The sequence below is a fragment of the Pseudomonas sp. Z2-11 genome (genome assembly GCF_054161305.1).
Genome location: NZ_CP096395.1, coordinates 2259382 through 2277012 on the forward strand (window position 1 = coordinate 2259382; position 17631 = coordinate 2277012).

20 protein-coding genes are annotated in these 17631 nt (G+C 60.0%); 14 read left to right on the forward strand and 6 right to left on the reverse strand.

Features of this window, described 5'->3' with window-relative positions:
- Positions 1-24: 24 nt before the first annotated feature.
- Positions 25-900, reverse strand: a complete 876-nt coding sequence (locus M1E16_RS10170; RefSeq protein ID WP_434695050.1) for a LysR family transcriptional regulator — start codon at positions 898-900, stop codon at positions 25-27.
- 122 nt (positions 901-1022) lie between these two features.
- On the opposite strand from M1E16_RS10170, the gene M1E16_RS10175 reads away from it, so the two are divergent.
- From M1E16_RS10175 to M1E16_RS10185, 3 genes are all read left to right on the forward strand, one after another.
- Entirely contained in the window at positions 1023-1889 is an 867-nt protein-coding gene (locus M1E16_RS10175; protein ID WP_458129797.1) for an NmrA family NAD(P)-binding protein, read from the forward strand.
- A 135-nt stretch (positions 1890-2024) separates the two neighbouring features.
- Complete coding sequence (locus tag M1E16_RS10180) at positions 2025-2999, forward strand: quinone oxidoreductase family protein (protein ID WP_458129798.1); 975 nt, start codon at positions 2025-2027, stop codon at positions 2997-2999.
- Positions 2996-3922 (forward strand): LysR family transcriptional regulator, encoded by a 927-nt coding sequence (locus tag M1E16_RS10185; RefSeq protein WP_458129799.1) that lies wholly within the window; start codon positions 2996-2998, stop codon positions 3920-3922. Before M1E16_RS10180 ends, M1E16_RS10185 begins: the two co-directional genes overlap by 4 nt.
- Before the next feature lie 9 nt (positions 3923-3931).
- Here the strand turns inward: M1E16_RS10185 and M1E16_RS10190 are convergent, their stop codons facing one another.
- A complete protein-coding gene (locus tag M1E16_RS10190; RefSeq protein WP_458129800.1) occupies positions 3932-5698 on the reverse strand; it encodes a S8/S53 family peptidase in 1767 nt (588 codons plus the stop codon).
- A 163-nt stretch (positions 5699-5861) separates the two neighbouring features.
- Between M1E16_RS10190 and M1E16_RS10195 the strand changes: the two genes are divergently transcribed.
- Both M1E16_RS10195 and M1E16_RS10200 read left to right on the forward strand, forming a co-directional pair.
- A complete protein-coding gene (locus M1E16_RS10195; protein WP_458129801.1) occupies positions 5862-6611 on the forward strand; it encodes a gamma-glutamyl-gamma-aminobutyrate hydrolase family protein in 750 nt (249 codons plus the stop codon).
- 215 nt (positions 6612-6826) lie between these two features.
- Positions 6827-7210 carry a MarR family winged helix-turn-helix transcriptional regulator gene (locus M1E16_RS10200; protein WP_434624571.1) on the forward strand — a complete coding sequence of 128 codons (384 nt, stop codon included), beginning with the start codon at positions 6827-6829 and terminating at the stop codon, positions 7208-7210.
- Positions 7211-7219: 9 nt separating this feature from the next.
- Here M1E16_RS10200 and M1E16_RS10205 read toward each other — a convergent pair whose 3' ends face one another.
- Entirely contained in the window at positions 7220-7849 is a 630-nt protein-coding gene (locus M1E16_RS10205; RefSeq protein WP_458129802.1) for a DJ-1/PfpI family protein, read from the reverse strand.
- 125 nt (positions 7850-7974) lie between these two features.
- On the opposite strand from M1E16_RS10205, the gene M1E16_RS10210 reads away from it, so the two are divergent.
- The 3 genes from M1E16_RS10210 (at position 7975) to M1E16_RS10220 (ending at position 10234) form a co-directional block, all read left to right on the forward strand.
- A complete protein-coding gene (locus M1E16_RS10210) occupies positions 7975-8529 on the forward strand; it encodes a TetR/AcrR family transcriptional regulator (RefSeq protein WP_458129803.1) in 555 nt (184 codons plus the stop codon).
- A gap of 106 nt (positions 8530-8635) precedes the next feature.
- Positions 8636-9691 carry an alpha/beta hydrolase family protein gene (locus tag M1E16_RS10215; RefSeq protein WP_458130305.1) on the forward strand — a complete coding sequence of 352 codons (1056 nt, stop codon included), beginning with the start codon at positions 8636-8638 and terminating at the stop codon, positions 9689-9691.
- A gap of 42 nt (positions 9692-9733) precedes the next feature.
- On the forward strand, positions 9734-10234 hold the full coding sequence (locus M1E16_RS10220) for an HIT family protein (protein ID WP_458129804.1): 501 nt from the start codon (positions 9734-9736) through the stop codon (positions 10232-10234).
- A 206-nt stretch (positions 10235-10440) separates the two neighbouring features.
- Here the strand turns inward: M1E16_RS10220 and M1E16_RS10225 are convergent, their stop codons facing one another.
- Both M1E16_RS10225 and M1E16_RS10230 read right to left on the reverse strand, forming a co-directional pair.
- Positions 10441-11373: a hypothetical protein gene (locus M1E16_RS10225; protein ID WP_458129805.1), complete on the reverse strand. Its 933-nt coding sequence runs from the start codon at positions 11371-11373 to the stop codon at positions 10441-10443.
- A 113-nt stretch (positions 11374-11486) separates the two neighbouring features.
- The gene (locus M1E16_RS10230) at positions 11487-11873 is read right to left on the reverse strand and encodes a hypothetical protein (RefSeq protein ID WP_458129806.1); all 387 of its coding nucleotides are present in this window, start codon (positions 11871-11873) and stop codon (positions 11487-11489) included.
- Positions 11874-12093: 220 nt separating this feature from the next.
- Here M1E16_RS10230 and M1E16_RS10235 point away from each other — a divergent pair, with 220 nt between their 5' ends.
- The 5 genes from M1E16_RS10235 to M1E16_RS10255 all read left to right on the forward strand — a co-directional run bounded on the left by M1E16_RS10235 (position 12094) and on the right by M1E16_RS10255 (position 14538).
- Entirely contained in the window at positions 12094-13284 is a 1191-nt protein-coding gene (locus M1E16_RS10235; RefSeq protein ID WP_458129807.1) for a colicin E3/pyocin S6 family cytotoxin, read from the forward strand.
- Positions 13281-13511 carry a DUF7683 domain-containing protein gene (locus M1E16_RS10240; protein ID WP_434624556.1) on the forward strand — a complete coding sequence of 77 codons (231 nt, stop codon included), beginning with the start codon at positions 13281-13283 and terminating at the stop codon, positions 13509-13511. Before M1E16_RS10235 ends, M1E16_RS10240 begins: the two co-directional genes overlap by 4 nt.
- Before the next feature lie 68 nt (positions 13512-13579).
- Positions 13580-13858 carry a colicin E3-like toxin immunity protein gene (locus M1E16_RS10245; protein ID WP_458129808.1) on the forward strand — a complete coding sequence of 93 codons (279 nt, stop codon included), beginning with the start codon at positions 13580-13582 and terminating at the stop codon, positions 13856-13858.
- Between the two features lie 110 nt (positions 13859-13968).
- Positions 13969-14217 (forward strand): pyocin S6 family toxin immunity protein, encoded by a 249-nt coding sequence (locus M1E16_RS10250; protein WP_434700140.1) that lies wholly within the window; start codon positions 13969-13971, stop codon positions 14215-14217.
- Between the two features lie 66 nt (positions 14218-14283).
- On the forward strand, positions 14284-14538 hold the full coding sequence (locus M1E16_RS10255) for a colicin E3-like toxin immunity protein (protein ID WP_458129809.1): 255 nt from the start codon (positions 14284-14286) through the stop codon (positions 14536-14538).
- A gap of 551 nt (positions 14539-15089) precedes the next feature.
- On the opposite strand, the gene M1E16_RS10260 is transcribed toward M1E16_RS10255, so the two are convergent.
- The gene (locus tag M1E16_RS10260) at positions 15090-16655 is read right to left on the reverse strand and encodes a methyl-accepting chemotaxis protein (RefSeq protein WP_458129810.1); all 1566 of its coding nucleotides are present in this window, start codon (positions 16653-16655) and stop codon (positions 15090-15092) included.
- Positions 16656-16901: 246 nt separating this feature from the next.
- On the opposite strand from M1E16_RS10260, the gene M1E16_RS10265 reads away from it, so the two are divergent.
- Positions 16902-17630 (forward strand): hypothetical protein, encoded by a 729-nt coding sequence (locus M1E16_RS10265; RefSeq protein ID WP_458129811.1) that lies wholly within the window; start codon positions 16902-16904, stop codon positions 17628-17630.
- The last annotated feature ends 1 nt before the right edge of the window (position 17631 follow it).

A 17631-nucleotide genomic window follows, 5' to 3' on the forward strand; every position in this document is an offset into this window, starting at 1 on the left:
GTCGTCTTTTGTGAACGGCTGCGCCTATCCCTTGAGCACCAACGACATGTCCGGGTACCTGGCGCACAGGAAATCGACGAAGGCGCGGACCTTTGGCGCCGCCAGGCGCCTGGATGTGTGCAAGACCCAGAGTTGCGGTTCGACGCCGGTGACAGTGCCCCACTGGACCAACTCACCGCGGGCCAGTTGGTCCCACGCGATCGATTGGGGAATGAGCGCAGCACCACCGCCGGCGATGGCGGCGTCGCGGATCATCAGGAATGAGGAAAACTGCAGGTTGGGGATGGGCTCCAGCAACAGTTCCCCTCCATCGAGCGTCCAGTGGGTGGGCTGGAAGCTCGGCATCACGATGGCGGGAACCGGGCGGATCGCGCCGGGTTCTGGCCTGGGTATGCCTGGGGCGGCTACGACCACCAGCCGGTCCTTGGCGAAGCAGCGCCCGACCAGGCTGCTGTCCGGGCTCGGATTGATCCGGATGGCGACGTCGAATTGATCCTCGACGAGGTCCACCAGCCGATCTTCCGCCACCACTTCGAGGGTGACTTGCGGGTAGGCCGCACAAAACTCGGCACCGATCCGACCCATCGCCAACTGCGAGAACAGCACCGGGGAGGCGACACGCAGGCGTCCTCGTGGCGTCGACCCTCCGTCACGCGCGGCCGTCAACGCCTCCGCCACCTCGGCCAGTGGCCCCTCGGCCCGGGCCAGCAGTGTTTCGCCGGCTTCAGTCAGCTTCAGGCCTCGCGCGCTGCGCTCGATCAGCCTCACACCCAATTGCTCTTCGAGCTCGGAGATGCGCCGCGACAAGGTCGCCTTGGACCGGCCGCTTGCTCTGCTTGCCTTTCCCAATCCCTCGCTGCTGGCGACGAGTGTGAAATCGATCAGTGCATTCAGGTTCATCTCTGTTCCAGATTTGAGACATGGCGTCTACATATTGTGGTCTTCGTTTTGCGGATGCAACGGCTTATCTTTTTTCCAACGCGGTTCGATTCATCCACTTGCATCCACCTCTGGAGATTCACATGAGCATTCTCGTCATCGGCGCCACTGGCACCATCGGTTCACTCGTCACGCAAGGCCTCGCCGACACGGGCGCCGAGGTGAAAGCCCTGGTGCGCCAAACGGGTAAACGCGCCTTTGCGGCCGGTGTCACGGAAGTTGTCGCGGACCTCACCGATGTCCCGTCGCTGCGCGCTGCGCTGTCGTCGGTACGTACGCTGTTCCTGCTCAACGCCGTGACGCCCGATGAGGTCACCCAAGCCCTGATCACCCTGAACCTCGCCCAAGAGGCAGGCATCGAGCGCGTCGTCTACCTCTCGGTGATCCATGCCGACCGGTTCACCAACGTCCCGCATTTCACCGGCAAGCACACGGTTGAACGCATGATCGAAAGCCACGGCATCGCCGCAACGATCCTGCGCCCGGCCTACTTCATGCAGAACGAACGCATGGTCCAGCAAACGATCCAGGACTACTCGGTGTACCCGATGCCGATCGGCTCGGCGGGCGTCTCGATGGTCGATGCGCGCGATATCGCCGATCTCGCCGTGGCCGAGTTGCTGCGCCGTGACAGGGCTTCGGCCCCGCTGGAGCGGATCACCCTGGATCTGGTCGGCCCGCAAGCGCTGACCGGGGCGTCGGTGGCGAAGATCTGGAGCGCCGCGCTGGGGCGCGAGATTGCCTACGGCGGTGACGATGTGGCGGCCTTCGAAGCGCAGATGGCTTCGTTCGGTCCCGCCTGGTTGGCTTATGACATGCGCCTGATGATGGCCGGCATCCAGCAGTTCGGCATGACCAGCGAAGGCGCCGTCGACCGGTTGCAGGCCATCCTCAGCCGTCCGCTGCGCAGCTATGAGGCATTTGTTCGCGAGGCGGTTGCAGGAGAGTAGGCAGCCGGAGCAAAGCGCCATTGCTGCATGTTGTGCAGCAATGATCTGCAATCCGCCTGTCTTGTTCATTTCGGGATCGCTTCTCACACTGACTCCGTCTGGTGAAGCCGATTTCCAACCGAGGGAGAAATGAATATGGCAACTGCGATCCGGTTCAACCAATTCGGCAGCCCCGATGTATTGACGCTGCAAGCAGTGCCCGAACAGTCGCCAGGGCCGGGCGAGGTCTGGCTCGAGCAGGAAGCGATCGGGGTGAATTTTCTCGACGTTACCCAGCGCAAGGGCGCCGTGCCGATTCCCTTGCCTTCCGGCCTCGGGCTTGAAGGAGCAGGACGTGTGGCGGCCGTGGGTGCCGATGTCAGTCAGGTAAAAGTGGGCGATCGCGTCGCCTACGCCACGGGCCCGATAGGCGCGTATGCGTCGGCCCGGCTTTATCCGGCGCAGCGGCTGGTCAGGATTCCCGATGCGCTGTCGTTCGATGATGCGGCGGCGCTGATGTTCAAGGGCATCACGGCGCAGTACCTGCTGAAAAGCACCTATCCCGTCGGGCCGGGCAGCACCCTTCTGCTTTACGGAGTGGCAGGCGGGCTGGGGGCGATCATGGTGCCGTGGGCCAAGCACTTGGGCGCGTTTGTGATCGGCGTGGTCTCCAGGCAAGCCAGCGTCGAAAAAGCCAAGGCATTGGGCTGCGATGAGGTCCTGGTGTTCGACGCCGACAGCCTGGCTTCGGATGTCGCGCGTATTACCGGTGGGCAGAAAGTCGACGTCGTCTACGACCCGATCGGGCGGGTCTCTTTCCAGGCCTCCCTGGACAGCCTGCGACCCCGAGGCCTGCTGGTGTCGTTCGGCGCTTCATCGGGGGCGCCGGCAGCCGTGGAACTGGCGACACTCAATGCCAAGGGCTCGCTGTTCCTGACGCGTCCTTCATTGGCCGCGCATACCGCGACTGTCGATGAATACCAGGCGCGGGCGCAGGATGTCCTGGCCGCGATCGATTCGGCTGTCATCCAGCCGCGAATCTGGGCAAGCTATGCGCTGGCTGACGCAGCATCGGCCCATGCCGATCTGGAGTCGGGGCGTTCATCGGGGGCGATCATCCTGAAACCATGAATCTTGATGTCTTGAATAACCAGCACAGCGACGAAATCGCCGCGTTCCTGGCCGTGGCCGCGCAGGGCTCATTCGTGGCGGCCGGCCGGCTTTTGCAACGCCACCCGACCATCATCTCGAAACGGCTCGCGGCGATGGAAAAGCGCCTGGGTGTGAGGCTGGTGGAGCGTTCCACCCGGCAGGTACGGATTACCGAAGTCGGGGCCAAGCTGGAGCAGCGCCTGCGCTCGGCCATCGAGTTGATGAATGAAGCTCAGGCGCAAGCGGCCGAGGGCGCCAGCGAGGTTCGCGGCACGTTGCGACTGGCATTGCCCGCCGCCATGGGCAGGCGTTGGCTCGGCCCGATATTGCCGGGGTTTCTCGAGGCATATCCGCAGGTTTCGATCATCGCGGACTACAGCGAACGCCTGGTCGACATCATCGATGAAGGTTTTGACGCGGCGATCCGGATTGGCGAACTGGATGACAACCGATTGATCGCCAAGAAACTGAGCGATCACCGGCGCATCCTCTGCGCCTCACCGGCCTATCTCGAAAAACATGGCATGCCCCGGACGCCGCAGGACCTGGCCAGCCATAACTGCCTGCGCTTCAGCGGCCTGGCGTCTTTTCCTCAATGGCGGCTCCATCGTAACAACGAACTACAGACAGTCACGCCGAAAGGCAACCTCACCGCCAACGACAGTGAATCACTGCTGGCGGCGGCCTGCGCCGACGCCGGGATACTCGGCGCCGGCGACTGGTTGATGAGCCGTGAGATCGCCGCCGGCAGGCTCTTGCATGTACTCCCCGATTGGCACCTGGACACCGCCGGCGGGGTTTATCTGGTCAGGCCATCGGCCAAGTTCCCCAGTGCCGTGGTGGTCGCTTTCAAACAGTGGATCGAGGCGAAGTTCAGCCCGGCCCCGCCTTGGGGCCTGTGACCCTACGAATCAACGCACCCGATCACGACTCTGCACCGACAGATCCAAGGCCTTTTGCATGTCCAGCCGCGCCGAGTGACCGACGTCCTTGTCGTTGAGCTGGTAGTTGCGCTCTGACGGCAGGATAGGCGCGGTGAGGTCTTCGCCGTCCATTTGTTCGAAGTCGTGGTTGTCGCCGATGGTCATGGCGCTGCGGCGCAGGAGCATGCGCAGTTGCTCGGGATGAAGCTGCGGATTGATCGACAGCATCGCCGCCAGCAGGCCGGTAACCATTGGCGTGGCGTAGGACGTGCCGCAATGCACCGCGCCGTCTTCGCCGGCATTGACTGTCGAGGCATGGGTGCACGCGGCGGCGGTGATGTCGACGCGCATGTCGACGTTCGAGGAGTCGCGCTTGACTGCGTAGGCCGGATCATCGACCGCAACCCCGGCACGTTGGCTGCGCTGATGCCCGCCGACCACCAGCAATTGTTCGGTGATGAACGAGGAGGGCAGGCGGTATTCATCAGTGCCCGAGTATGACGAGCCGTTGCCGGCGGAATTCACCACCACCACGTCGGGATGCTCCTTGCGCAGCCACAGGAAAAACTCCTCCAGCAACTCCTCGTAGCCGCTCATGGCAATGCCCGAGCGCAGCAACGAATCGACCTCGTCACCCTTGACGTTTTTCGCGCCAACGCGGTGAATGCCCCAGCTCCAGTTGAGCACACGCACGCCATCCTCGACGAGGTTCACCGAGGCGGCGATGTTGGCGGTGATTCCGGCATCGGAGTTGCGTTCGACAATGACCTCGAAGCCGCCGCTGGCCTTGTCCAGGCCCCGTAGGAACCCGCTGTTGCCGCCGTCGTTCCAGCGCGCGGCGAGGATGCCGGCGACCGTCGTGCCGTGGTTGTCCGGCTTGTCCGCATCGCGGGCATAGACGCAGGTGCGCGGCATCGAGCAGGCGCCGAGGTAATCGGCGAAATCCGCCGTGTCGAAATCCACGTCGCGCTCGATCAGGCCGATGCGCACCGGCTGCGGTCGGATCGGCGCCTGCTGCCCGGGGATGCGCCGCTGGTAATAGTGCACCGCATCCAGGAAGCGATTCGCCGCCCATTCATCGGAGTCCTTGGCCGGCTTCTTCGGCTCTTCTGGCTGGGCGGGCGCTTGCTCGGTCTCTTCGGCAGCGGACTCCTCTATCACCACCGCATCGACACTGGTCTCGCCGCCCAGACGCAGCACCAGCGCATCGCGCTCGACCAGGTCCTTGGCCGGCAGGCGCAGCTGATAAACGTTCAGCGGGGCGATGCTGCCGACCACCTTCGCCCCGTATTTGGCGGCAAGACGTTCAGCCTCCTGGCGGCCGTCGTGACTTTCCTCGATGAGCACGCTCACCAGATCCACATACGTGGTCAGGCCGTCCATGTTCTTCGCCACTTCGTTCGGCCCGGCGGCCACCACGTGGCTGGTGCGTAACGTCAGCCAGGCGGCGTTGCTGGCCCGCGGGCCGTCCTCCAGCCAGAGCGGGCCGCTCTGGTAGTCGGCGCGGTCCAGGCGCAGGCGGAGGTTGTTCCCGTCACGCTGAACGCTGCCGGCCGGAATCATTTTCTCGCCCAGTTTCAGTTGCGGTGTTGCGTCACCCAGCCCACGCGTGGTCAGGCACCATTCCTGGCGCTGGTTTTCCAGCAAGTCGCCGCAGCGTTTCAGGCCTTCCAGGCGTAGCGGTTCCTGCGTCACTGCCAGGGTGCTGGCAGACAAGGCGAACAGCGTGACGAGGGCGGCGGATCGTATGGGCATGGGGTGAGTTTTCTTGGTCGGGGATTGCTGTTCCGACCCTCGTGTCGCGAGCTTCGTTCAGCCCTGGGGTTCTATCCGTGGCGGTCGTCATCGAAATGGAACAACCGGACCCGCGCGGCAATCGGATTCTTAAACGTCTGAGACTCGAAAAAAGAGGGATCCCATGTCTCGTCCACCCATGATCGGAATCATCGCCTGCTCAGGCAAAATCGGCCCACACACCGTCCAGCTCAGCAACGACAAATATGCCCAGGCCGTGGCCACCGCCGCCGACGCGTTGCCGGTCATCCTGCCGGTGTTTCCGGCGCTGCTCGATCCGGCCCGCATCATCGCCGGCCTGGACGGCCTGCTCTTCACCGGATCGCCGTCCAATATCGAACCCCACCACTACGACGGCCCCCCGAGCCCGCCGGGCACCGAGCACGACCCGGCCCGCGACAACCTGGCGCTGCCGCTCTGGCGCGCCGCCGTCGAGGCCGGCCTGCCGGTGCTCGGCATCTGCCGCGGTTTCCAGGAAATGAACGTCGCCTTTGGCGGCTCGCTCCATCAACAACTCGATGGCCCAGGCGCCGAGCATGAACCGCCGAGCAATGAACCGGTCCAGGAACAGTACGCCCGCAACCACGCCTTGACGGTGCGACCCGGTGGCGTGTTGGCGCGGCTGGGCCTCAAGGACGTGATCGAGGTCAACTCAGTCCACGGCCAGGGCGTCGCGCGGGTGGGGCAGGGCTTGCGCGTCGAGGCCGTGGCCGAGGATGGGTTGGTGGAGGGCCTTTCGGTGGAGGGCAGCCGGGCGTTTGCATTGGGGGTGCAATGGCATCCGGAGTGGGAGGTTATGGATAACGCGGATTATCGGACGATTTTCCGGGCGTTCGGGGACGCATGTCGGGAGCGGGCGGAAAAAGACGCTTGACGCTTGGATCTGGTTTCTAGATGCTGTAGTGGTCAAGTATCTGGAAGGTAGGCTGCCCTGAATTGGTACGGGTTGCCGTTCGGCCCTCTGGGTGCAGGCAAATCAACGTTCACCCGGTAACTGGAAGCCGGGTCGATCCGATGTCTTTCCCCTTAGCGCTGGAGCGTTTTGCAATGTCTGTAAATTCACCTACTGAACCGACCGCGAACGGATCGATGCTTGATCGCTGTATCCGCTTGTCACGCGCCTACACCTCAGCCGCGCGGCGGGTCGATGCCAAGCTTTCCGCCGTGCATGGCCTGAGCTTCAGCGACTTCATGATTCTTTACCACCTCAAGCATGCCCACAACTCCCGGCTTCGACGCGCTGACCTGGCCGATTGCATGGGCCTGACTGCGTCGGCGGTGACCAAGTCCCTGCTGTCGCTTGAAAAAATAGGCTTGGTTTCCCGACAAAGCGATCCGCGAGATGCGCGCGTGGGCTACGCCTGTCTGACCACGACTGGCGAACAGGTGTTTGCCGACGCGCAGGTTTCTGCGGAGTTCGCTTGCCAGGAGGTTTATGAGGCGATGGTGGGTGAGTGGAACAAGGCCGGTTGAGATTGCTGTTTAAGCGCCTGGCCTGGACCCAATTCTCTGGATCTGACCTTGTCGGATGCTGAGCCCGATCAGGATATCGTAGAGCGCTTGCTGCCCGGCCGGCAGGACGGGGAGCAGGGTTGCGCGGCGCTTCTCGACATCGAACCAGGATTCAACCAGCCATCCCACCAGGTAAAGCGCGGCAAGGCATCCGCCTGCCGTGGCGACATTCCCGTGGCAGACCAGCGGCTGATCCACGGGCTCGATTCCCAGGGCCAGCAGGCATGATCGAGCCTCCGGGTGGGTGGTTGCCCGGCCGTCGGGCAGCAGCCCAAGCCGCTGGAGAATAAAGACCCCGGCGCAGATCGAGCCGATTCGCTGGCGTCGGGCATCGAGTGCAAACGACGGTAGGAAGTCCGCAGCTGCAAGCGCGGCAGGTATGCCTTGTTTGCCACTGACGAACAACACCGCGTCCGCGCCATTGGCCTCGCACAGCGGGCCGTGCACCGAAACCGCCAAGCCGTGCGCCGATGTCACGACAGGGCTGGAGGCCAGAATTCTTACGTGCCAGTCTTGCGTATTGCGGCCTAAGATGTCCCACATCAGGAACAGGTCGATGTCGGTGAACTGGTCGAAAGCGATCAGGGCGATTTGCTTCAAGGCGAACTCCATGAAAATGCTGGCGTGCAAAACGCAACGGCCTTCTATGCAGGTGTTCGCAGCGTATCGATCGGTTTGGCACCCTACACAGTCTGTACGGTGCATTGAGAGGGAGCGAAGTAACCATGGAAAAACTGACTCGTCACCGTTGGATCGCGGCAGGCTTCGAGGCCCTCGACCAGGCAGGCCACGCAGGCGTCTCGGCCGAAAGCCTGGCGCGTCGATTGAATGTGACCCGTGGCTCGTTCTATCACCATTTTCGCAATCGCGAAGACTTTGTCCGCGCTTTGCTGGCTGCCTGGGAAGAGGACTACACGGGGCGCATGCTTGCTTATGCGGGCCAAGGTCGGAGCGCGCGAGAGACGTTGCTGCGCTACCTGGAAATCGCCGCGCAGAAACAACCTGGGCGGGAAGTGTCCATCCGTGCCTGGTCGCTGCATGATCCGTTGGTTGCCGAGTTCCAGCAGCGTGTCGACGCAAGACGATTGGCCTTTGCGATACAGGCGTGCCGACGTTTGGCCCCGGCGCCCGGTCAGGCGGAGGTCATCGGGCAGATGGCCCATTTGTGCCTGATTGGCGGGCAGCAGGCCGGAATACGACGTGATGCGGCGCGCTTCAATGGTTTCGTGAGCCGGGCTTTTGCCTTGGTCGAGGGCGTTATTGCGCCGTGGAGAGGCTGAGTGGTGGGCTGAGTTTGTTTGAAAGTGAAAGTCAGGCACGGCGGTACGGAATTAGGCTTTAATGCCCCGCGCAACTCAACTGTTTGTCCGATCAAGGAAGACGACATTGAACAATGCTTTTGCGGCTCTGTTTCTGGTTTGCCTGGCCACCTCCGTATTCGCTGACGAAAACCCTGTCGGATTTCGCTCTTCAACGGTGTCGAATCCGCAGGATGACCGGCCGTTGGAAATGGTCATCTGGTATCCCGGAGCAACTGCCGCAACCCCGCAACTGATCGCCGATAACGCGGTATTTGTCGGTGCATCTGCCGTTCGTGACGCGCCGCCGTCTGCCGGTGAGCATCCCCTGGTGGTGCTTTCTTATGGATACAGGGGCAACTGGAGCAATCAGGTCTGGCTTGCCAGTGCCTTGGCCCGTAAGGGGTACATCGTCGCGGCCGTCAATCATCCTGGCACCACGACCCATGACCGCAGTCCGCAAGCGGCGGCGCAGTTATGGCAGCGGTCCGTTGATCTGAGCCGAGCCATCGATGAGGTCACGACTCAACCGGAAAAATTCGGCCAGGTCGCCAATCATCGCGTCGCAGTCGTGGGCCATTCACTCGGTGGCTGGACCTCCCTGGAAATGGCCGGCGCCCGTTTTGATCCGGACCGCTTCGCCGACGATTGCAAAACCCATCCGCAGCTAGCCAGCTGCACCGTCTATGGACAGATGAATCCGGCGAGTAGTCCGGACTCGAAAGCCGCGCTGGCCGCCGACTGGCGCGACAAACGCGTCACGGCCGTGATCACTTTGGATCTCGGCCTGTCGCGAGGCCTGACCGATGGAAGCCTCTCCGCGCTGCCGGTGCCCGCCCTGGTGATTGCTGCCGGCGTGCCCTCGCGCGAACTTCCCGCCGAGCTGGAGTCCGCCGACCTCGCCAGGCGCCTGCCGCCGGCATCCAGCCGTTATGTGGAAATCAGCGACGCCAGCCATTTCAGTTTCATGTCGATTTGCAAACCTGACGCGCAGGCAATGCTCGAAGAAGAAGTGCCCGGCGATGGCATCATTTGCCGGGACGGCGAAAACGGGCGTGATCGTGGGGTGATTCAACAGGAGGTCGTATCGTTGATAGCGGATTTTCTGGCGGGAACGCCTGCGTCCAGTGGAGGCCGGTTGTAAGTTGCCTTGATCCGCCGTCCCCAACTTCATCAAGGTCATCCGATGGAAATATCGCCTCGCTTTGTCGTTTATGAATCCGACTACTGGGTTATCAACCATCGCATGGACAGTGCACTGCCCGGCTACCTGATGCTCAGTGCAAAGCAGATGACGAACGCCTTGGCATCGCTGTCGGCTGAAGCGCTGGCGGAGTTGGGTGTATTACAAGCGCGAATCCAGCACGCCATCGAAACCTGCCTGCAACCAAGACGACTGTACATCGGCCGTTTTGGTCATGACGCTGGTTACTCCATCCACTTCCATTTCATTCCGGTTTATCACTGGGTCGAAGCGCTGTTCTGGGACGACGACAGGTACCGGCTGCTGCAGACTTTCGGCTCGATCGACAGCAGTTTGTCTCAGACCGATGGTGCGGAATTGACGCTCTTTGTCTGGCGGGAATTTTGCGAGCGTCCTGATCCTCCGCCGATACAGGGGCCATCTGTTGAGCAGGTCGTGGCGGTGTTACGGCGGGAATTCGGTTTTCGGCTTGTTGATGAATAGCGCGGACCGTTAGCCCTGCTCGCGATGGCGGTGGTCAGCAGTGTAGGACCGCTTTCGCGAGCAGGCTCGCTCCCACAGGTTTTTCTGGCGCTCAGAAATAACCAATCCAACCCAGCCCCCCGTGGCGAGGGAGCTTGCTCCCGCTGGGTCGCGTAGCGGCCCCAAGAATTTTGCGCCGCTGTGCAACCGAGCGGGAGCAACCGTCCTCAAGGATTGGACTTCATCCGCCCCTCGATCGCCACGCGCAAACAACCCCAGGCGATGACCCCGATGACCAGCAGCTCGGCGACGCCGATAAGCATGTGAAAGGAAAAGGTCATCGGCTCCTCGGCCCAGTAGAAGGTCGTTGGGCGACTGATGCCAATGCGCAGCCGTCCGGTAAACAGCGAAGGCACCAACGTGATGATGCGGGTCAGCTCATACACAGCCAGGAAGGCGCCAAGCAGGGCGAGCAAGGCGCGGACGGGAGTGCCTAATTGCTCAGTCGTCTCAGCCGCAGGCGTCGGCGCCTTTGCTTTGCGCTGCCTGGCGATCTTCGCCGGGGTTGGAGCAGGCCGGTAGGCTGCCTTCGCAACGGCCGTCGAACCGATCATGACCTCGTTGGGCACTGTCACTTGCAGGTAGTCGGCCAGCTCACGCAGCCACAGGTCAGTGCGTTTGCTTCCCGGCACTACCGGAACGTTGTCGCTCGTCAGGCGGTGTTCGGTGCCATCGCGCAGCACCAGCCATAGCTGGGTGCGGGCTGGCTCGGCCTCCGGGTGGCGGCGAAGTTCGAGGTATTTGACGGCGTCGATCCTGAACACCGATCGCACCCGCTCACGGCGTCCAAAAAAGTTTCGGGTGCGACGCTTGCCTTCAGCGTCGACGCGCGACAGCAGCAGGGTTTCGCGGGTGCCGGTGTAGACCAGCAGCGCCAGGCCCAGGGCAGGAATCAACAGCAGCCCGAGCACCATCAACAGCAAGGTCAGTGGGTCCAGGCCCACCAGCGACGAGTCTGCAGTGGCAATCGCCAGCACGGCTCCAACGGGAAAGATCAAGGCCAGCGCACTGGTAAACAACACGAATACGCTCTGCACCCGGTTGAGCGAGTGGATGTGCAAGTCACCCCGCGCGGTGCGCTCGAACCGATATCCAATCAAATGCAGATCTCCTGAAAGCCGCCAGCCCAAAGCAGCGGTGAATTTGAACGAGGTGGAACAACCGCCGAGTAGAGCCAATCGGCTGACTGATTGGTCGACAGCAACCAGACCGATTATTGTGCATCAGCCTCTGGCGCATCATCGGTATCCGGTGGAGCTCCATAAGGTTCGCCAATCTCCACCCGGTCTGCCTTTACCCAACCGGTATAGTCCTCGCCATCCTTGGCGATGTAGTTCACTTCCAGCCAGGACTCGTCTTCAAGACTGGCGTAAACAGTGAGGGAGTCGCCGGGTATCACGAAAATCTTCTTGTTGGCGCAAGCCCCATCCGGCGCTTCGTGGAAATGCAGGCGCCCGGTGCCAATGACCTTGCCTTGCACTGACGGATGAAATTCAGGGACCGTTCCCGAGAGCTTTTCCGTCAGGGCAGAACAGTCGACAGCGGCCTGGCCAAGGCTGCTGAAAAGGCACAGGCACAACAAGCTTGAACGCAGATGCATCTAGGCAAAGTCCGTTTGGGTTGGATGCGTAGGATAGTGAACTCGCAAACTGTTGGGAAAGACTCATAAGCAGCTTTGTGCGGTTCCGCTAATTATTTCGACCCCGGCCCTCTGGCGTTTGAGGAAAACGGAGTAGCCAATTCAAGACGCGTCCTACATCGCCGCGCCTACCCCTTGCGTTAGCGTCCGTCCTGGATTTTCAGGATGAGATTCGCGACTCGTGACCACACGCCCTAAAGACCTGCCCAAAATTCGCAATCCACCTTCTGGAGAAGGGCACCGCGTTTCCTATCGAGACATGACCTCCAGCGAGGTGGCGGAGTACGAAGCACTCCAGCGTGGCCACAAAGCCATGCTTGCCCGACAGGCTGCTTACGAAAAACAACGTTGGGCCAAGGTTGAGCGAACTCCCCTCGTCCTTACCGGGTCGGTGTTCGCCAAAAGCTGCGCGCTGCCCAACGGAATCATTGACTACAACAACCCCAACGGCTTTGTTCCGCCGGACCTGATCAAGCAGTACGGCGACCTGATGTGGCTTGGCGCCAGGAGCCCCGACGCGTCGGGAACCCTTCCCCTGAAGCAGATTGGCTCAAGCGCGATACCCGCCGCAATGGGTAGGCTCGCACTGGGCGGTTCCGCAGTGTCAACCGCCGGAGCCATCGGCGGCACGGTCGGCGCCGCACTGTTGACCGGCATCGTCGCCTTGCTCTGGCCCTCCAGCCTCGGCGACAGCGCACTCTACAGCGAAGACCAACTGCGCAATCTCAAACAGGCCCGCAGCCGCATGCGCCTGAGCATCGAGCAGCAGGCCGATGGCAGCCTCAAGGGCTATGGCTTCTACACCGGCCAGAACCGTGACTGGGAATTTGTCGACGTCATCCAGCTGACGCCGCGTGCCGACCAATACGTCGCCGACCTTGGCGACGGCATCGAACTGATCTGGACCCCAGCCATCGACCCCTCCGACACCCTCGGCATCCCGGCCTTGGAAGCCGCGCCTCAGACGCCACACATCTGGATTTATCCGCCGACGCCCGTGGCGGACAGCATCATCGTCAACCCGATCTATCCGCCGGAGTACAAGGATTTCATCCTGGTGTTTCCGGTGGATTCGGGGGTTCGGCCGGTTTATGTGGTTTTGAGTGTTCCGGGGGATAATAAGTATTACCCATCTCCACTGTCACTTCCCGCCTTTGCAGACGCGAAGTCCGCCCCCTTGAAAACGTCTGTACGTGGCGGAGGTAAAAAACGTCGACGATGGAAGGATCGCGCGGGAAAAATCTATGAATGGGACTCTCAACATGGCGCGCTAGAAGTATATACAAAGCAAGGTAAGCACCTCGGCGAGTTCGATTTCGTAACGGGGGAGCAAACAAAACCTGCTGATCCATCTAGGAGGGTTGAAAAATGAGGCACGTCATTGAGGTTTTCGACGCGGGAACTGAGGAATTGCTGCAGAGCGTGGAGATTCCAAAGTCGTACTCGACTCAATTGAGCGAACTAATGGGCTGGACGCAACCTGAAGACCCGTACGATGGCTATGACCTCTCGTCGGAACAGGTAGAGGTATTAGAGAGGTGGACCAGTACCGCATTAAATGGGGATAACGTCATTATCCAAATTGTCTGCCTTGAGTAAAGCCTGAGGAGGGGAGGAGTTGAAGGTGTTTTAGTTTGGTTTGTTGAATGTCCTAAGGAAAGGACTGCATGGAAATAATTTTTGAGGTTCAAATGGGACTCAAGCTGAGGCTCGAGTGGTATAGCAAACAAACCGAATCTTTCGAGGGGGAGGAGTACTCGGACGACTTCGGTGATGACGGTGCTGTCATCGACGCTTTGGGCATTCCTTTCGAGAATAATATAAATAACGGTGGATTTAATGTTCCCTTGGAATGGATAGAAATTCTTCGGCCCTATTTTCAACATCTTATTGATTGGGATCGTTATGACTATCAAGTAGCCTTCGATTATCGAGACAGCAGGTAATACTTGGATTTCCATCTTGGGATTTTTTTATATGGGGTCTGTGCTGGATGGGTGCTTAGCAAGACTATGCTTGCCGAGCTGGTCCAAAAACGTAGTAGCGGGAGAGAATGGTGCCTTATTACTCGATAACTGGTTTTTACCCGGATGAAAAAAATGACGACTCACTACAATTTGAGATTGATATAAAAGACATCGAACAAAAAGAAGCCTTGGCTCAGATGGCCGAAGCAAAACCATTCAGCAAAATCGGTCCAGGGGAGCAGGAAATTACGGAAGAGCAGCTCAAGAGAGTTGAAGCGATCCTGGGCAGGAAGCTCCCCGTGGGACTGGAATATTTTATTGGGGCGACAGCCGACTAGCGAGAGTTTTACGGCGCTTATTAGCTCTTGCGCTAGAAGAAGGCGTACAGATATGGCGACGGTTCAATGGGCTTAAAGTTAAGGATGGACTGGTATGACCCGAAAACGGAGTGGGGTGAAGGTAAGGAATATTCGGAAGATTTACGGGAAGATAAGTCAGCTATCGCCGCACTGGGTCTAGAGAGCGAGCCAAACATCTATGACGGTGGCTTTGATGTGCTGGAAGAATGGATTCCGATTCTTCAACCCTTCTTCAGCCACCTGCTCGTTCCCGAACAGTTTGATTACCAGATCTCATCTCGTTACCGAGCCGCTTGGTAACATAACAATTACTTGGGCCGGTCCTTTGAAGCACAGAATCATGGGAGTAGTTGAAGGGAACGATTTTGCTTGTTGGGAGATAACTCTCTGCATTGGTAGCCCAGATCTGGCAGAAATCATGGGCTGGGTAAGAAAGGAAAATTATTTTTACGATTATGAGTTGACTGAGTCTCAAGCTAGGGCGTTGGAAGAGTTTTGCTCGATAGCGCTGCCGCGAGGCTTGTTGCTTTATCTAACCACCACTGGAGAATAGTCCGTAGATAATTTCCTGAGAAATTAGAGCGCTGTATCTAGTCCTGAAACATGCACATCTGTTCCAGGGCTAGACAGAGGTTCTTAGAAACTGTACTTGGCACTCAACATCATATTTCTCGAATTACCATATCCATCCCCTCCAAACTCGCCGAATTGGCAGTAGTCGAATAATAACGGCTGCCAAAATTGTTGGCATTCACCTGCAGACCCAGGTCTGGTTGCCCCGGTACCCGGCCATCAAATCCGTAATGGCGCAACATCAGCTTCGGCAAAGCGAACTCAATTCGGTTGATGACCTAGCGGTTAAATCGCTCTACCAATGAGTACTGAGTCATGGCTGTTTGCGTCAATTCCTTGCTCAGTTCCGCGGAGTGCCTGGCCTGTTCGGAGGTCTGGTCTGCCAGGTTCGCGATAGTGGTGATATTGCGGCTGATTTCGTCGGCCACCGCAGTTTGCTCTTCTGTCGCAGCGGCAATCTGGGTGGTCATGTCGGTGATGTGTGCCACGGCTTCGCTGATACCAATCAGTGCTTTGTCTGCCTCAAGCACCCAGGCGACGCCTTCCTCAGCTTGTCGGTGGCCGCTTTCCATGGTTTTCACGGCGTTGTTGGAGGAGACCTGCAGCTTGGAAATCAGGCTATGAATCTGCGTGGTGGACTCAGTCGTGCGCTGTGCCAGTTGGCGCACTTCATCGGCAACCACCGCGAACCCCCTGCCCATGTCTCCGGCGCGCGCGGCTTCGATGGCGGCGTTCAACGCCAGCAGGTTGGTCTGGTCGGCAATGCCTTTGATGACATCGACCACCGTCCCGATTTCGTTGCTGTCCTTGGCCAGTTGCGCGACCGTCAGCCCGGTTTCGCCCACCACCTCGGAGAGACGCTGAATCGCCTGGCGGGTGTCACGGGCCACGTCGCGTCCGCGCCCGGTCAGCACGTTGGCTTCCTGAGTAGCGTCAGCCGTGCGCTGGACATGACTGGCGACCTCTTGGGTGGTCGCCGACATCTGATTCACCGCGGCCGACACTTGCTCAGTCTCGACGCGTTGGCGTTCAAGCCCGCGTGAACTGTCGGCGGCCAGGCCGTCGGACCTGCCGGCCAAACCGGTCAGTTGCTCGGCGGTGTCCTGCAGGCGAGTGAGGCACGTCTTGAGCCGGGATGCCTGGCTCTCGAAAGCTGTTTCAAGGCGAGCCTGCAGGCCGCGCTCGTCGCTGTACATTTTCGCCAGCAACGCATCCGAGGTTGATGCCTCGGCCATTTCCAACAGACGCAGCGCGCCTTTGTTCTGCTGGCGCGAGATGATCAACCCGACCGGAATCGATATTCCGACAGCAAGCGGCATCGCCATGGCGGTATTGAGGAAGGCGCCGCCTACTGTGCCCAATAAACCCATCAACAGAACCGGTACCCAACTGAGCAGGAAGGGGTACCACCGATCAACACCCGGGACAGCTGCCTTGCCGAGCCTGATGCGTTTGTAGAGCGCTTCGGCGCGGCGGATCTGGCTGGCCGTCGGCTTGACTCGTACCGATTCGTAACCGACGACCTGGCTCCCTTCGTAAACAGGCGTGACGTAGGCATTGACCCAATAATGGTCGCCGTTTTTCGAGCGGTTCTTGACGATCCCCATCCACGGCTTGCCTTGCTTGAGCGCTGCCCACATATGCGCAAACACGGCGGGCGGCACATCCGGATGACGAACGATATTCTGTGGTGCGCCGATCAGGTCCACCTTGTCGAATCCGCTGATCTCGACGAAGGCGTCATTGCAATACGTGATGACGCCTCGCGTATCCGTGGTGGAAATCAGCTTTTGCTGAGGTGCGAGCGAAATCTCACGTTGCGTGACCGGCTGATTGTTTCTCATTTCTGAACTGCTCCCTGGAATCTGTAAGTCCATCGACTGCCGTTCAGAAAAGTTGATGAAATGCCTATGAAAAACCCTAGTAACAATCAACGGTGGCCATTCTTTCCACGGATTCAATCATCAGCCCAGGCTGCGGAACGCACTCCCTCCAGAAGCTACGAAGCTGGCGACATGGAGCGATCTCTAAAGTTGGATCCAGCACCGCCGATAACCTGAACGAACCCGCCCATCATGGACAGATGAAAAATGGTACTCACCGTCAGTTCCGCTTACATCCCGCCGGCCAATACCAACCTCACGCGCTCCGAACAGGCGCTCGTGACCAAGGCGCCGACAGACGCTGCGAAAGAACTCCTGGCAAACGCCAGCCCAGCAGCCATCTTCCATCCCAGCGAAGATGCGCAGGCAACGATGCCGATGCCTGTGGCGATCGAGACCTGGATCGGGCGCTCGCAATCACCGGACTTTCCTCGATACGCCGAGACCCTCAAAGGGGCAACCAGTACGCTGAAGTCCTCGTTCGAGGAGTTTCAATCCGCACTCTCAGCGACCCACCCGGACTTGGCCGGGAAGAAATACGGCTTCACTGTCGAAGCCGACGGGAGCCTGAAGGTGCTCAACACCGCCGGCAAGCTCAGCAGTTCCGATATCCAACGGTTGACCGATCTGCTCAACGACTCCAAGGACCTGAAAGCCGCCGCCATCGCAGTCCGCGACGCCTCCATCGACCTGGTCGACGCCGACTCGCCATGGTCCGGCAGCTACCTGGGCCTCTACAGCCTGACCAAGGAAAACTTCGCCAACACGATCGATCTGGCCCCGCTGCTGAAAGACCGTGGGTCGGTGTCCATACAGGAATATTCCGACGGGTTGTTTTTCAATCAGTTGGCGTACAAGGGCGAGCGGGCGACGCGGGAGACGGAACAGGCGATGTTCGAGAGGCGGGCGGCGGAGCGGTTTTCGGTGCGGGTTTGAG

What these genes read in the sequence shown, in the direction of transcription:
- M1E16_RS10170 (WP_434695050.1), bottom strand. Translation starts at nt 900, where the DNA reads ATGAACCTGAATGCACTGATCGATTTCACACTCGTCGCCAGCAGCGAG.
- M1E16_RS10175 (WP_458129797.1), top strand. Translation starts at nt 1,023, where the DNA reads ATGAGCATTCTCGTCATCGGCGCCACTGGCACCATCGGTTCACTCGTC.
- M1E16_RS10180 (WP_458129798.1), top strand. Translation starts at nt 2,025, where the DNA reads ATGGCAACTGCGATCCGGTTCAACCAATTCGGCAGCCCCGATGTATTG.
- M1E16_RS10185 (WP_458129799.1), top strand. Translation starts at nt 2,996, where the DNA reads ATGAATCTTGATGTCTTGAATAACCAGCACAGCGACGAAATCGCCGCG.
- M1E16_RS10190 (WP_458129800.1), bottom strand. Translation starts at nt 5,698, where the DNA reads ATGCCCATACGATCCGCCGCCCTCGTCACGCTGTTCGCCTTGTCTGCC.
- M1E16_RS10195 (WP_458129801.1), top strand. Translation starts at nt 5,862, where the DNA reads ATGTCTCGTCCACCCATGATCGGAATCATCGCCTGCTCAGGCAAAATC.
- M1E16_RS10200 (WP_434624571.1), top strand. Translation starts at nt 6,827, where the DNA reads ATGCTTGATCGCTGTATCCGCTTGTCACGCGCCTACACCTCAGCCGCG.
- M1E16_RS10210 (WP_458129803.1), top strand. Translation starts at nt 7,975, where the DNA reads ATGGAAAAACTGACTCGTCACCGTTGGATCGCGGCAGGCTTCGAGGCC.
- M1E16_RS10220 (WP_458129804.1), top strand. Translation starts at nt 9,734, where the DNA reads ATGGAAATATCGCCTCGCTTTGTCGTTTATGAATCCGACTACTGGGTT.
- M1E16_RS10230 (WP_458129806.1), bottom strand. Translation starts at nt 11,873, where the DNA reads ATGCATCTGCGTTCAAGCTTGTTGTGCCTGTGCCTTTTCAGCAGCCTT.
- M1E16_RS10240 (WP_434624556.1), top strand. Translation starts at nt 13,281, where the DNA reads ATGAGGCACGTCATTGAGGTTTTCGACGCGGGAACTGAGGAATTGCTG.
- M1E16_RS10245 (WP_458129808.1), top strand. Translation starts at nt 13,580, where the DNA reads ATGGAAATAATTTTTGAGGTTCAAATGGGACTCAAGCTGAGGCTCGAG.
- M1E16_RS10255 (WP_458129809.1), top strand. Translation starts at nt 14,284, where the DNA reads ATGGGCTTAAAGTTAAGGATGGACTGGTATGACCCGAAAACGGAGTGG.
- M1E16_RS10260 (WP_458129810.1), bottom strand. Translation starts at nt 16,655, where the DNA reads ATGAGAAACAATCAGCCGGTCACGCAACGTGAGATTTCGCTCGCACCT.
- M1E16_RS10265 (WP_458129811.1), top strand. Translation starts at nt 16,902, where the DNA reads ATGGTACTCACCGTCAGTTCCGCTTACATCCCGCCGGCCAATACCAAC.